A 13,247-nucleotide genomic window follows, 5' to 3' on the forward strand; every position below is an offset into this window, starting at 1 on the left:
CACCAGCAACGCCGCGCCCGCTACACCGCCTCCCGTTCCACCCGCCCCCAGTGGCTACCCACGGTTACCGCCCGTCCGAAGGTCGCGTAATCGGACCAACACAGATTCCGGTCAACTGCGAAGAGCCGCAAACGTTACGAACACACTCCCCGGGAGGTCACCGCGGGAATCATCCATCGCTTTACGCCGATGGTCATGGGCATCGATTGACGCCAAGCAAAATAATTACACTCCTGTGACGATCTCCACACAAGGTAAGAGTAAGCTGCGCCATCCAAATCCATCGATGGTGAGTGTCAGATTTTGACGATCAGCAAAATAATCTCGCACAACCCCGAGACAGTTTTCGTCAGCGAATCAATCGGACTCCCGTGATGGTTATCGACGTCGTTTGACAATCAGCAAAATTGTTTGCCGTGACCCCCACTGGTCATCGTTGACATGTCTAACGTCATCCCTCGCCGGAGACTGTTGGATTTTGTCGAAAAGCAAAATACGCCGACCATACCCATCCCAGGGTTTCGTTGCGCAAGCCGACGAATTCTCCCCACGGTCATCGTGAACTTTTGCCTATAAGCAAAATACGGCGACGGTCACCATGCCCGGAAAACGCCAGACCAGTATCACCCGAATCCCGGTGGTCATCGTCGACGTTTTATGACAAGCAAACGTCGACGACTGTCGCCATGAGCGGATTTTTCCGGTCTGTGCGACAGGCGAGCCTCGTCCGCGCCTGCCGTTCGCCCGGGGCATCGGCCGCCGGATGCGGAGCCCGCCCGGGGACCGATCAGGTCCAGGGGGTGAGGGAAGGCCAGGCGGGATCGCCCTCGGCACGTCCTGACAGCCAGCGCAGGGTTTCGCGGGTGGGGACGTCGACCCGGAGCACTCGCGGGCCCCGCCCGGCGGTGAGGGAGGGTCGGTCACCGGGGGTGAGGAGGACGGTGACGTCCGCGGGCACGCGGTCGGGCAGGCGGCGGGTCGACCAGGCCCATTCGGCTTCGACGTAGGCCGGGCTCAGATCCTCCCATTCCGGGCCACCAAGGTCCTTCAGACCGAGATCGACCAGGTGGACCTCGACCTCGCGCCACCGCAGGAACACCAGGTCGGCCAGGCTGGTGGCGCCCAGGGTGAGCGTCCGACCGAGGCCGCCTCGCCAGACGTCCACATGGGTGCTGTCCCAGGCCTGCTCCAGTCGGTGGACCGCGTCGGTGAGGTCCGCCACCAGTTGCTGGGCGGGCTTGTCCGCGCCGGCTTCGACGCCCTCCTCGCGCTGGGCCCGTCCGCCCGGATACTGGTCCTCTACGCGCCCTTCCGCTGCCGCGCCGAGGATCCCGGTGTGGCTGTCCGCGTTCCTCGCCAGGTGAGCGATCAGGTGGCCCACCGTCCAGCCGGGGAGGAGGGAGGCCCGGCGCGCGGTCACGTCGTCGATTCCGGCCGCCAGGCCGAGCAGGCGGGCGTGGGCGCGGGAGCAGCCCAGCAGCCGGTCGAGAGGCACGGCGGACGGCGTGTACTCGGGGCCCGGCTCCCTTCCCGGGTGGCTGACGGACGAGGTGACCGACGGCCCTGATGTTGACGTTGTCACCGATGTGGATGCGGCCACCGAGGAGGTCACGAAACCCACGGGGGTTGTTGCCGCCGCCGCCGGCGGTGGCGTTGACGGACCTGCTCCGGACACGTTGGGGAAAGCCATGGGTCAAGGCTCCCCCGCTGCCGAGGGCTCATGCCACCTCGCGCGCGCGTCCGCCGCACTCACCACGCCCCTCCGCGGCCTGCCGGCCCTGCGACACGACGCGGGAGCAGGCGGCGACTGCTCCGGTCAACAGTGCTTCCCGGATCGGTGCCGGGCCGCGGAACAGGCATTCCGGGGCTCCCGCCGAGCCGGTCGTTCGACCGCGGGGCGACCATGTCCAGGCAGGACAGCACCAACGGGAGGGGGCCCGCATGATCATCACCCGCGGTCCGGCGGACCGACCGGACCGCCCGGCGGACGGATCGGGCAGCGGAGTGACTGGCGTTGGCGCGTTACTGCACGACCCGGCGCTGGTACGCGGGCTCACCAGGCAGCGGCTGAGCCGGCGGAACCTGTTCCGCCTCGCTGGCCTGTCGGGTGCCACGGTCCTGGCGGCGGCCTGTGGGGAGGGCGCCGGGCCGGGTGGCCCCGGCGCCGCGGATGACGTCGCGGCTTTCTGGTCGGGGCGGGAACGGGCGGGAGGACTCGACTTCGCGAACTGGCGTTTCTACATGGACGTCGGGGCGTCCGGTTCCGGGCATCCCTCGCTCGAGCTCTTCACCCGGGAGACGGGCATTCAGGTCAGGTACCACGAGGCGATACGGGACAACGAGTCCTTCTTCTCAGGAGTGCGCGCCGACCTGGCCGCAGGCCGGTCCATCGGTTATGACCTGATGGTCCTGACCAACGGCAACGTCCAGAGCCGGGTGATCGAGCTCGGTTATCTGGCGCCGCTCGACCACGGGCGGCTGCCGATGTTCGCGGCCGAGGCCGCCCCGAGCGTGAAGGACCCGGCGTACGACCCGGGCAACCGGTTCACCGTGGCCTGGCAGTCCGGCATCACCGGAATCGCGTACGACCCGACGCGGACCGGCCGGGAGATCTCCCGTTTCGCGGACCTTTTCGACCCGGCCTTCGCAGGTCGGGTCGGAATGTTCGGTGAGAACGAGGACCTGCCGAATCTCGCGCTGCTCGGAATCGGCGTCCCACCGGCCAGCTCGACGCCCGACGACTGGCGGCGAGCCGCCGAGAAACTCCACCAGCAGCGGGACACGGGGATCGTTCGTCGCTACTACGAGCAGGACTACATCGACTCACTCACTGCTGGCGAGCTGTGGATTTCCATGGCGTGGTCGGGTGACGTCTACCAGCGCCTCGCGGCCGGCGCGAACCTGAAGTTCGTGGTGCCCGAAGAAGGCGGCCTCATCTGGACGGACAGCATGTGCATTCCGGTGACGGCGCAGAACCCGGTGGACGCCATCACCTACATGGACTTCGTGTACCGGCCGGACGTCGCCGGCATGCTCGCGGAGGACATCCGCTACCTCACCCCGGTGCCGGCCGCCCGCGGGCACGTCTCCCCGGCGCTGGCCGGATCGCCGCTGCTGTTCCCGACGCGCGCGGAGCTCGACCGCGTGCACCGCTACCGGGTGCTGACCGCTGCCGAGGAGACCGAATGGAACAGGATCTTCCAGCCGGTCTACCAGCGATGACGGCGCCCGGTGGACCGGAGGCTCAGCGATTGCCCTGCGCGGACGTGGCCTCGCGCCACAGGTCGATCTCATCCTTGTTGCGGCGGCGGCGAGCCGCGGTGAGGAGAGCACCGGCGCTGGCCGCCACGGCGACGAGAGTGAACTTGCGCATACCGGCTCCTCCTGGTCGACTGCGTCTCCTGCCACCGTATCGCGCCCTGATGCCCGTCGCCCGGCCTGATCACGACTGATGACCTGCCGGCTGCCTGCCGGCTGGGAACCGGCAGGCAGCGCGGCGCGGCGCAGCGCGACGCGGCTCCGTGGGGCCGCGAGGTCAGCGCTGGTAGGTGGCGCGCAGGACGCCCCGGGCGAGGGTGTGGAAGGTCAGATTGAAGCCGACCACGGCCGGGGCGACCGTGGCGTCGATCTCCAGCTTCGGCACGTCGACGGCGTGGACGACGAAGACGTACCGGTGCGGCCGGTCGCCCTCAGGCGGGGCCGCGCCGCCGTAGCTCGGCGCCCCCCAGTCACTTCGCACGTGGTAGGCGCCCGACGGCAGGCCGGCAAGATCTCCGCTGCCGGCACCGGTGGGCAGTTCTGTCACCTCGGCCGGGATGTCGACCAGGACCCAGTGCCAGAAGCCGCTGCCGGTGGGGGCGTCGGGATCGAAGCAGGTAACGGCGAAGCTCTGCGTCCCGGCCGGGAAACCCGACCAGGACAGGTGCGGCGACAGGTTGGCGCCACCGGCGCCGGTGTACACCTGGTCAGGGCCGAGCGGGCTGCCGTCCGTTATGTCGTTGCTGGTCAGGGTGAACGACGGCAGCGCGGGCAGCAGGTCGAGCGGGTCCGGTGCGGTCTTCCGGTCCAGCAGGGACATCGGTCGATCCTCTCGTCACGGTGGATGACACTGGATGCGATGACGATGAAACATCAGTCCGCCGGTACGGGTGGAGACGGGTCATGAAGCTGGTGACGGCGATGCTGCGTCCGCACCGCGTGGCCGACGTCCGGGCCGCCCTGACGACGTTCGGCGTTCAGGGGATGACCCTGGGTCAGGTTACGGGTTACGGCTTCGAGCTGTGGCGGACACAGACCTTCCGGGGCACCGCGTTCCACGACGAGTCGGTGAGCAATGTCCGGCTGGAGCTGATCGTGACCGATGCGGACGCGCCCGACGTGGTGAACGTGATCCGGCGGGCCGCGGCGTCGGAGGGCAGCGGCGCGGGCAAGATCTGGGTCGTTCCGGTCGAGAGGCTGACCCGGATTCGCACCGGCGAGCGGGGACTGGACGCGCTCTGAGCCTCTCCGGGACACCCGGACGGGTGACGCAATGCCCGGATTGCTCCCGGTTCGGGGTTTTTTCTCATTAGTTGTGTCGGGAAGATGACGTCTGCCGGGACAACCCGATACGGTGGACAGGTTCCGGCGGGTGCCTCCCACTGAATCCCCCCGTATCAGTGGGTCGCCCGCCGGAACCTCTTCAGACCGCCGGCGAGCGAGCTACCGGTTCCGGGTGGCGGAGTGCCGGCCGCCCCCGCGGCGGTTGGCCCGTTCGATGCGGGTGGTCCGCTCGAGGTCCTCATTCTGCGCGGCGCCCTGGAACTCCTCGGCGCCGTAACCGCCGCTTCCCGCCCCGTAGCCGCGCTGGTCAGCCAGCCCCGCCGGGCCGTGAGCCGCCGAAGCGCGAAGATCCTCCGCATAGTGGCTCCCCGCGGCGGGCTCCTGCCCGGCAGCGCTCCCGGCCGCTCCGGCGGAGCCGCGCTCCGCGGCCTTCCTGCGACGTGAACGCAGGACCTCCACCGCGATGGGCAGCACCGAGATCAGCACGATGAGGATCAGCATCGCCTCGACGTTGTCCCGGATGAAGTCGATCTTCCCGAGGAAGAAGCCGAGGACCGTGACACCGCAGCCCCACAGCACGCCGCCGATCACGTTGAAGATCACGAAGGTCCGGTAGTTCATGCGGCTGACACCGGCGATCACCGGAGTGAAGGTCCGCACGATCGGGACGAAGCGGGCCAGCACGATCGAGCGGGCGCCGTACTTCTCGAAGAACTCCTGGGCCTGGTCGACGTACTCCTGCTTGAACAGCCGCGAGTCCTCGCGGCGGAACAGCGCCGGGCCGACCTTGCGGCCGAACAGGTACCCCACCTGGTCACCCGCGATCGCGGCGATGCCGATGAGCGCACATGCGAGCCACAGCGGCGTCGACACCTCATCCCGTGAGATGAGCAGGCCCAGTGTGAACAACAGGGAGTCGCCGGGAAGGAAGAACCCGACCAGGAGCCCGGACTCCGCGAAGACGATCAGCAGGACCACGGCAAGACCGGCTTTTGCCAGGCTGTCGGCACTGATGAAGTCCGGCCCGAGGGCCAGGGTGTTCGACGCGAACGTGGTCACTGTCGAGGGCCTCCTGGTGGATTTCGAGCCGGCCGCGCTGGCGGCTGTGATTTCCAGGGTCTCACGCCACCGGTGTGGCCCCGCTGCGGCCTCGGCCGGGCCGGGCCGGCGGGCAGCCGCCCGACCAGCCGGTCCGCTCGGGCAACTGTTCTGACCCGTCCCGTTCGCGGGCACAGACGGGCCACGGTGGCTGCCGGCGGAAACCTCACCGAAGCCCGGCCGATGCCGATTCAACGCAAAAGGCTCATAGCCTCTACCTGTGGCGAGATCACGGCATCGTCTCCTCGGCCTCGTCCTCGGGGCTCTGGTTCTCGCGGCTCCGCTGGGCGCGTGCTCCCGTGGGTCAGCGGGGCCCACGGAGCCCCGCCCGACCGAGGCGGAACCAGCACCGACCCGCGGCTCTGCACCGGCCCTCGGCTACCACCTTGCCGGCTACGGCCTGGAGGACCGCGCCACCGACGGCGGCCCGGCCTCCGCCGATCTCGCCGACGTGCCCGCGGGCAAGCCCGGGGAGCTGGTGTCCAGCGCCCCGGTGACCGCGCCGGACGGCATCCGCGCCTGGCGGGTGGTCTATCACTCGCGTGGGCCGCAGAACGAGGACCGCCTCGTCACCGGCCTGGTCCTGGCCCCGCCGGCCGATTCCCCGGTCCCGCCGGGGGGACGTCCGCTGGTCTCGTTCGGCCACGGGACGACCGGGATCAACGATGCCTGCGCCCCGTCGCGGGCCGAGCCCCCGCTGTCGACGATCGGCGGAACCCTGCGGCTCGTCCGGGACGGGTACGTCCTGGCGGTGACGGACTACACCGGGCTGGGCGGCCCCGGCGAGCACCCGATCTACGAGGCGGACTCGGCGGCGAAGGCTCTGCTGGACGCCGCCCGCGCCGCCCGGTCGCTGCGGCCTGCCCAGGCGGGTGAGGACGTGGTGCTGTGGGGCTACTCACAGGGGGGGCAGGCCGCCCTCGCCGCCGGGGCCGTCGCCGCCGACTACGCGCCGGATCTCCGCGTCCTGGGGTCGGCGGCGACCGCGCCCCTGGTCGATCTGCCCGCCTCGCTGCACGACATGCGGACCCTCCCGGACGGGGTGGCCTACCTCCTCCTCGCGGTCACCGGCCTCGCGGCCGCCGATCCGGCCCTTTCCTCCGACGCCATCCTCACCGCCACCGGCCGGCGGCTGACCGCCCTGGCACACAACCGGTGCGCTGGCGACCTGCTGCTGGCGAGCACCGGCGAGTCCGTCACGAGTGTCTTCGCCCGCGACCCGCTGCGGACCGAGCCGTTCGCCAGCGCGCTGGAGCGCCAGTGGCAGTACGTGCAGGCGCCGGGCCCGCCCAGGCTGGTGCTCCAGGGAGGGCTGGACACCGTCATCCACCAGGCGACCACCGACCGGGCGGTCAGCGCGCTGTGCGCCGCCGGTGGGTCGGTCGAGTACCACCGGTACGGCCTGGCCAACCACGGCACGGTGATCGACGCCTCGGTGGACGATCTCTCCCGCTGGGTGGCGGCACGGTTCGCCGGCGCCGCCGCCCCGACCGGCATCTGCGCCACGCCCTGACCGCACCCGCAGGCGGTCAGCCGCTCACCTGGGCGGCAGCGTCGGAGCCCCTCGCCGCGGCGAGGGCGAACTCGACGAGCCGACGGTGATACGGCGTCGGCACCGCCGCGCCCTCCCGATCGGCCGCGCCCTCCCGATCCGCCGCAGCCTCCCAGTTCGCCGCAGCCTCCCAGTTCGCCACGCCGCCCAGACCTGTCATGCCGTCCGGAGCCGCTGCGTCGTCCCCAGCCACTGCATCGCCCCTGGCCGCGGCGTCGTCCGCAGACCCACGCGGTCGACCGAAGGCCTGGCGCCCGAACGCCTGCCGGGTCAGCAGGGCACCGAGGAAGGCACTCGCGGCGAGATCCGTGTCAAGATCCGGCCGGGTCTCCCCGCGCAGCCGGGCGTCATGAAAGGCGTCCTGGACGGCTGCGGCACACCGGTCCACCGACTCGCGCCGGAAGGCGGCGTAGAGGTCGGGATACCGGGACAGCTCCGCCACGCACCGGGCAAGGATCGACATCCGCGGCTCGGTGAAGACCGCGTCCACCTGCGGCGCGAGACGCAGGAGGTCCTCGCGCAGCGAGCCGGTCCGGGGGGGCACCAGGCCGGCCGCCAGGGTGCCCAGCGCGGCGAGGACGAGCGCGTCCCGCGTCGCCCAGCGGGCGTAGATGCCGCGCTTCGCGACGCCCGCGCGGGCGGCGACGCTGTTCACGCTGAAGCCGCCGACTCCGTGGCCGGCAAGTTCGTCGACGGCGGCGCGCAGCACCCGGTCGTCGATCGTCGCATCCCGGGGACGGCCCCGACGCGGCCGCGAACAGGCGTCGGCCAGGTCACCGGGAGGCATCGCTCCAGACTAGGCGCCGGACCGCGGCGGCAGCCGCCGCGGCGACGATCAGGCCACCAACGGTCAGGCACGCCGACAGTCGCTACAGAAAGTAACAGACACCCATCGTGACAGAGCGTGGCAGCGGCGGTGTCCCCGATCCGGCCCGCCGGACCGGTGGCGGGGGGAGACGAGCAGGTGACAGGCGGTCTGGACGGATTCCGAAACTCACACCCAACGAACAGCCAACACCCGGCCCCACTATCGCCGCCAACTACGCAGAGTGCTTTTTTTCGGTTCAAAGCCACCGTAACTATGCAGTTTTCGTGAAGATCGCCGCTTAATGTCCTAGTGTTCCAGCAACGGCGCTGTCCACGGGCTCGCGGGACCCGTAGGAGCCCGCGAGCGATGGAGGGCGCACCGTTGCGGATCGCGTTGTTGTCGTACCGAAGTCTGCCTACGTGCGGTGGCCAGGGAGTGTACGTACGGCACCTCTCGCGTGAACTAGTCACTCTCGGTCACCAGGTTCACGTTGTGAGCGGGCCGCCCTATCCGGCCCTCGACCCGGGAGTCGGCCTCACGCAACTGCCGAGCCTGGACCTGTACCGCGACGGTGACCCGTTCCGCTGGCCGGGGTTTCGTGAGTTCCGATCCCTGGCCGACGTCGTCGAGTTCGGCATGATGCGCACCGGCCAGTTCTCCGAGCCGCTGGCGTTCTCGATCCGGGCCTTCGAGGCCCTGCGGCCACGCGGCGGTCGTCGTCCGGACTTCGACATCGTCCACGACAACCAGGGCCTGGGCTACGGCCTGGTACCGCTGCGCCGTGCGCTGCGCCCCTTCGGGATCCCCGTCGTCTCCACGGTGCATCATCCGATCACGGTGGACCGGCGGCTGCACCTCGCCGCCACGACCGGCCGGTGGGCAAGGCTCGGCGTCCACCGCTGGTACTCGTTCCTGCCGATGCAGGCACGGGTGGCCCGTGTTCTCGACGGTGTGGTGGTGCCGTCGGAGAGCTCCCGCCACGAGATCGTCGCCGACATGGACGTCCCCATCGATCTCCTCCACACCGTCCCACTGGGTGTGGAGTCCGACATCTTCACCCCGCGGCCCACTCAGCCGGCGGCTACGGCCGACACGGCCGCCGCGGGAGCGCAGGACGCCGGGACGGCCGGCACCGCGACACCTGTGCCGGGGCGGATCGTTGTGGTGACCAGCGCGGACGTCCCCCTCAAGGGGCTGATGGTGCTCCTGGAGGCACTGGCGAAGCTGCGGGCCGAGCGGCCGGCGCACCTGGTGTGCATCGGGAAGGTCCGGCAGGGCGGCGCGGCGCAGCGCCAGGTCGTCGAGCTCGGGCTGACCGAGGCGGTGACCTTCCGCTCCAACGTCCCCCAGCCCGAGATGATCGAGCTGTTGCGGTCGGCCGAGGTAGCCGTCGTTCCCTCGCTCTACGAGGGCTTCAGCCTCCCCGCGGTGGAGGAGATGGCCTGTGGGCTACCGCTGGTCGCCACCACGGCGGGCGCGCTGCCCGAGGTCGCCGGCCCGAACGGCGAGGCCGCGCTGCTGGTCCGGCCCGGTGACGCCGACGCGCTCGCCGGCGCGATCGGAACCCTGCTGGCCGACCCCGAGCTGCGGGCGCGCATGGGCGCGGCGGGCCGGCGGCGGGTCGAGGAACGGTTCTCCTGGCGGGCTGCCGCTGCCGGCACCGCGGCCTGGTACGAGACGCGGATCGCAGCCGCGCAGACCGCCGTCGGCCGGTCCTCACAGCACACCCCGCCCACTCACACCACACCCATTCGCACCCCACCCGCCCACACCCCACCTGCCACGGCCGGCACGGGCCCCGGCGCGGGCCCAGGCGCGGGCCCGACGTCCTCCACCGCCGAACCCGCATGCTGACCGTCGACTTCGAGCGGTTCCCGGTCCCCGGCAAGGCCCGGGTCCTCGATCTCGGCTGCGGCGGCGGCCGGCACTCCTTCGAGGCCTTCCGGCGCGGTGCCCAGGTCATCGCCCTGGACTACTCGGCCGACGAGGTCGGCGGGGTGAACACGATGTTCGGTGCGATGGCCGCCGAGCAGCAGGTGCCCGCGGGCGCCAGGGCCGCGTCCGTGCGCGGTGACGCACTCGCCCTGCCCTTCGCGGACGGCACCTTCGACCGCGTGATCGCAGCCGAGGTACTGGAGCACCTGCCGGAGGACGGCGGTGCGATGGCTGAACTCGCCCGGGTGCTGCGCCCCGGCGGCTTCGCGGCGGTCACCGTGCCGGCCCGCTTCCCGGAGCGGGTCTGCTGGGCCCTGTCGGACGACTACCACAACGTCGAGGGCGGCCATGTCCGCATCTACCGGCGGGACGACCTGATCGGAAAACTGCGCGCCCACGGCCTCGAGCTGATCGGCCAGCACCGCGCGCACGCCCTGCACGCCCCCTACTGGTGGCTGCGCTGCCTGGTCGGCGTGCACGATGACGACCATCCAGCCACGAGGATGTACCACCGCCTGCTGGTCTGGGACATGATGCGCCGCCCGGCACTGACCCGTGTCGCCGAACGCCTGCTCGATCCGGTGCTCGGTAAGAGTGAGGTGCTGTACCTGCGCAAACCACGGCCGCCCCGACCGGACGACCAGTTCACCGCCGCCCCGCTGACAGCGGAGCCGCTGACCGCGGGAGCCGGGCGTGCGGGCAGCTGACGCGGCGGCGATCCAGGCCGTTGTCAGCCGTGACGCGCTGCGGGCCACCGCCGACGCCATAGCCGCGGTCCAGGAGCCCGACGGGGCCATCCCCTGGTTCGCCGGCGGCCACACCGACGCATGGGACCACCTCGAGTGCGCGATGGCGCTCCTGATCGCCGGGCGGGTCGACGCCGCGGACGCCGCCTGGGAGTGGCTGCACCGCCGTCAGCGCCCGGACGGCTCCTGGGCCACCAGCTACCTCGGCGGAGCCGTCCGGGAGGACTTCGCCGACAGCAACCAGTGCGCCTACGTGGCCACAGCCCTCTGGCATCGCTGGCTCGTCACCGGCGACCGGGAGTTCGTGGCCCGCATGTGGCCCGTCGCCAGGGCCGCCCTGGACTTCGTGGTGGACATGCAGGCCCCCAGCGGCCAGATCTGGTGGGCTCGCGACCCCGCCGGCCAGGACTACCCCGAAGCGCTGGTGACGGGATGTTCGTCCACCCTGCACAGCCTGCGCTGCGGACTCGGCCTGGCCGCCCTCGCCGGCGAGGCGAAACCTGACTGGGAACGGGCCGCCGGTGCGCTGTGGCACGCGCTGCGCCATCACCCGGAGCTGTTCATGTCCCGGGACCGCTGGTCCATGGACTGGTACTACCCCGTGATCGGCGGCGTGCTGCGCGGGGCGGAGGCGCGGGCGCGGCTGCGCTCCCGCTGGGACGACTTCGTCGTCGACGACCTCGGCATCCGCTGCGTCGACGACGAGCCATGGGTCACCGGCGCCGAGACCTGCGAACTGGCCATCGCTCTGCACCTCGCCGACGACACCGACGCGGCCGTGCAGATGGTCCGCAACATGCAGCATCTGCGCGACCCCGGGGGCGGCTACTGGACCGGCTGGCAGTTCGCCAGCCAGGTCCACTGGCCCGAGGAGCAGTCGACCTGGACGTCGGCCGCGGTCATCCTCGCCGCCGACGCACTCTCCGGCGGCCCCACCGAACGCACCTTCCGCGGCGATGGTCTGCCCGAAGGGCTCTGTTCCCCCCGCAAGGCCCCCAGCCTGCCCGCGCCCCGCGAGCCGGCCACCGCCGGCTGCGGGTGCGGGCGGGAACAGGCCTCAGAAGAGGCGGCGGAGCACCCGCAGACTTCCCGTACGTGACGTCTCGCTGAATCCGTCCCGTACCGCGCGCAGCAGCACGTGGTACGGAGCCTGGCCGCCGTCCGCCGGATCCGGGAACACGTCGTGGATGACCAGCCGGCCACCGGGGCGGACATGGCGGGCCCAGGCCTCGTAGTCGACCTGGGCCTGCTTCTCGGTGTGCCCGCCGTCCAGGAAGAGCAGGTCGATCGGGGTGGACCACCACCGCCCGACCATCTCGGAGCGCCCGACCACGGTCGTGACCACATCCTCGACGCCGGCGGACTCGAGGGTCGCCCGCAGCGTGGGCAGCGTGTCCATCCGCCCGGTCCGCTCGTCGACGAGCGTGTTGTCGTGGAACTCCCAGCCGGCCTGGTTCTCCTCCGAGCCACGGTGGTGGTCGACGGTGACGACCGCCGCCCCGATGAGCCTGGCGGCGGCGGCGAGGTAAAGGGTGGATTTCCCGCAGTAGGTGCCGATCTCACAGATGAGCCCACCGCCGGGAAGCTCGGCGGCGGCCGCGTACAGCGCCTGGCCCTCCTCGGGTGGCATGAAGCCCTTGGCGGCCTGCGCCGCCTGCTGCAACGCCACGTCCACGTCGTCTCCTCGTCCCAGGTAGGGGATCCGAGTGGCGGATCCGAAGGTCCGCGACCAGCGGGATGGACCCGCCCGGCTCCCCACCCCATCGCCGATGCCGCCTGCACGTCTTACCAGAACAGGCAAACAGCACGCATGGGATGCACGCCTCCGGTTTCACGCCCTGACGCCACAACACCCGCCCACGGGCCGTGTCCCACCCGCCGGTGTCGGCTACCGGACACCCGCCCCCGCCCTCAGGTACCCACGGACAGGGATATCCACAAGATAATCCACAGCTTTATCCACAGCCCTGTGTACAGAGCCGGGTTCAGGCCGGCCACGGGGCCGTACGGGCCAGTCCGAGCGCGATGTCCACGAGCCGGGTGCGCGGAAGCTCCGCGACATCCGTCAACGCCACCCAGGCGGCCAGATCTGTGGACCCGCCGGATTCGGGCCGCAGCTCCCCGCCCAGGACCCGCCCCGCGTAGATGATGCGCAGCCCATGGAAGTCCGTGCTGTCCGGCGCCCAGAACTCTCGGATGGAGTCGACGCCCAGCAGGCCGGTGATCTCGACGGCGAGCCCCGTCTCCTCCGCCACCTCCCGGACCGCGGCCCGCTCCGGATGCTCCCCGTGGTCCAGCCCGCCTCCCGGCAGCGTCCACCGCGCCCCGTCCGGCTTCCCGGTCCGCCCGATCCACCGGGCCAGCAGCACCCGATCACCGTCCACGCACACCGCGTACGCCGCGACCCGCTGGTACTCCCGAACCCCCCGCGCCCCGCCCGCCGCCCCCCTCCCCCCACCCCTCCACCCCCCCCCAGCCCCCCACCCACCCCGCCCACCCCCACACCGCGGTGCGACTTCCACCTACGTCTCTATTTACACACAACACACACCCGACCCGCGACGGT

At 71.0% G+C, this 13,247-nt stretch carries 13 protein-coding genes; 6 read left to right on the forward strand and 7 right to left on the reverse strand.

What is annotated here, in order from left to right:
- Positions 1–787: 787 nt before the first annotated feature.
- The gene (locus tag AB1460_RS31935) at positions 788–1,582 is read right to left on the reverse strand and encodes a maleylpyruvate isomerase N-terminal domain-containing protein (RefSeq protein WP_368965801.1); all 795 of its coding nucleotides are present in this window, start codon (positions 1,580–1,582) and stop codon (positions 788–790) included.
- Positions 1,583–1,941: 359 nt separating this feature from the next.
- Between AB1460_RS31935 and AB1460_RS31940 the strand changes: the two genes are divergently transcribed.
- Positions 1,942–3,222: a polyamine ABC transporter substrate-binding protein gene (locus AB1460_RS31940; RefSeq protein ID WP_368965803.1), complete on the forward strand. Its 1,281-nt coding sequence runs from the start codon at positions 1,942–1,944 to the stop codon at positions 3,220–3,222.
- Positions 3,223–3,244: 22 nt separating this feature from the next.
- Here the strand turns inward: AB1460_RS31940 and AB1460_RS31945 are convergent, their stop codons facing one another.
- Together AB1460_RS31945 and AB1460_RS31950 are read right to left on the reverse strand one after the other, a co-directional pair.
- Entirely contained in the window at positions 3,245–3,373 is a 129-nt protein-coding gene (locus AB1460_RS31945; RefSeq protein ID WP_368965804.1) for a DLW-39 family protein, read from the reverse strand.
- Between the two features lie 162 nt (positions 3,374–3,535).
- The gene (locus AB1460_RS31950; RefSeq protein WP_368965806.1) at positions 3,536–4,078 is read right to left on the reverse strand and encodes a YbhB/YbcL family Raf kinase inhibitor-like protein; all 543 of its coding nucleotides are present in this window, start codon (positions 4,076–4,078) and stop codon (positions 3,536–3,538) included.
- Positions 4,079–4,161: 83 nt separating this feature from the next.
- Here AB1460_RS31950 and AB1460_RS31955 point away from each other — a divergent pair, with 83 nt between their 5' ends.
- Complete coding sequence (locus AB1460_RS31955; RefSeq protein WP_368965808.1) at positions 4,162–4,500, forward strand: P-II family nitrogen regulator; 339 nt, start codon at positions 4,162–4,164, stop codon at positions 4,498–4,500.
- Between the two features lie 201 nt (positions 4,501–4,701).
- Here the strand turns inward: AB1460_RS31955 and AB1460_RS31960 are convergent, their stop codons facing one another.
- The gene (locus AB1460_RS31960) at positions 4,702–5,601 is read right to left on the reverse strand and encodes a DedA family protein (protein ID WP_368965810.1); all 900 of its coding nucleotides are present in this window, start codon (positions 5,599–5,601) and stop codon (positions 4,702–4,704) included.
- Positions 5,602–5,860: 259 nt separating this feature from the next.
- Between AB1460_RS31960 and AB1460_RS31965 the strand changes: the two genes are divergently transcribed.
- The gene (locus AB1460_RS31965) at positions 5,861–7,153 is read left to right on the forward strand and encodes a lipase family protein (RefSeq protein WP_368965812.1); all 1,293 of its coding nucleotides are present in this window, start codon (positions 5,861–5,863) and stop codon (positions 7,151–7,153) included.
- Positions 7,154–7,169: 16 nt separating this feature from the next.
- On the opposite strand, the gene AB1460_RS31970 is transcribed toward AB1460_RS31965, so the two are convergent.
- Complete coding sequence (locus AB1460_RS31970; protein ID WP_368965814.1) at positions 7,170–7,979, reverse strand: TetR/AcrR family transcriptional regulator; 810 nt, start codon at positions 7,977–7,979, stop codon at positions 7,170–7,172.
- A 387-nt stretch (positions 7,980–8,366) separates the two neighbouring features.
- Here AB1460_RS31970 and AB1460_RS31975 point away from each other — a divergent pair, with 387 nt between their 5' ends.
- Genes AB1460_RS31975 through AB1460_RS31985 form a run of 3 tightly spaced genes read left to right on the forward strand, consistent with a single transcriptional unit; the run spans position 8,367 to position 11,780 of the window.
- The gene (locus AB1460_RS31975) at positions 8,367–9,854 is read left to right on the forward strand and encodes a glycosyltransferase family 4 protein (protein WP_368965816.1); all 1,488 of its coding nucleotides are present in this window, start codon (positions 8,367–8,369) and stop codon (positions 9,852–9,854) included.
- Positions 9,848–10,642 carry a class I SAM-dependent methyltransferase gene (locus AB1460_RS31980; RefSeq protein ID WP_368965818.1) on the forward strand — a complete coding sequence of 265 codons (795 nt, stop codon included), beginning with the start codon at positions 9,848–9,850 and terminating at the stop codon, positions 10,640–10,642. Before AB1460_RS31975 ends, AB1460_RS31980 begins: the two co-directional genes overlap by 7 nt.
- Positions 10,629–11,780, forward strand: a complete 1,152-nt coding sequence (locus tag AB1460_RS31985) for a hypothetical protein (protein ID WP_368965820.1) — start codon at positions 10,629–10,631, stop codon at positions 11,778–11,780. The genes AB1460_RS31980 and AB1460_RS31985 overlap by 14 nt, the downstream gene beginning before the upstream one ends.
- Here AB1460_RS31985 and AB1460_RS31990 read toward each other — a convergent pair.
- Both AB1460_RS31990 and AB1460_RS31995 read right to left on the reverse strand, forming a co-directional pair.
- A complete protein-coding gene (locus AB1460_RS31990) occupies positions 11,739–12,356 on the reverse strand; it encodes a class I SAM-dependent methyltransferase (protein ID WP_368965821.1) in 618 nt (205 codons plus the stop codon). The genes AB1460_RS31985 and AB1460_RS31990 overlap by 42 nt on opposite strands.
- 310 nt (positions 12,357–12,666) lie before the next feature.
- Positions 12,667–13,203 (reverse strand): NUDIX hydrolase, encoded by a 537-nt coding sequence (locus AB1460_RS31995; protein ID WP_368965823.1) that lies wholly within the window; start codon positions 13,201–13,203, stop codon positions 12,667–12,669.
- Positions 13,204–13,247 lie beyond the last annotated feature (44 nt).

Source organism: Parafrankia sp. FMc2 (assembly GCF_041008525.1).
Taxonomy (GTDB): domain Bacteria; phylum Actinomycetota; class Actinomycetes; order Frankiales; family Frankiaceae; genus Parafrankia.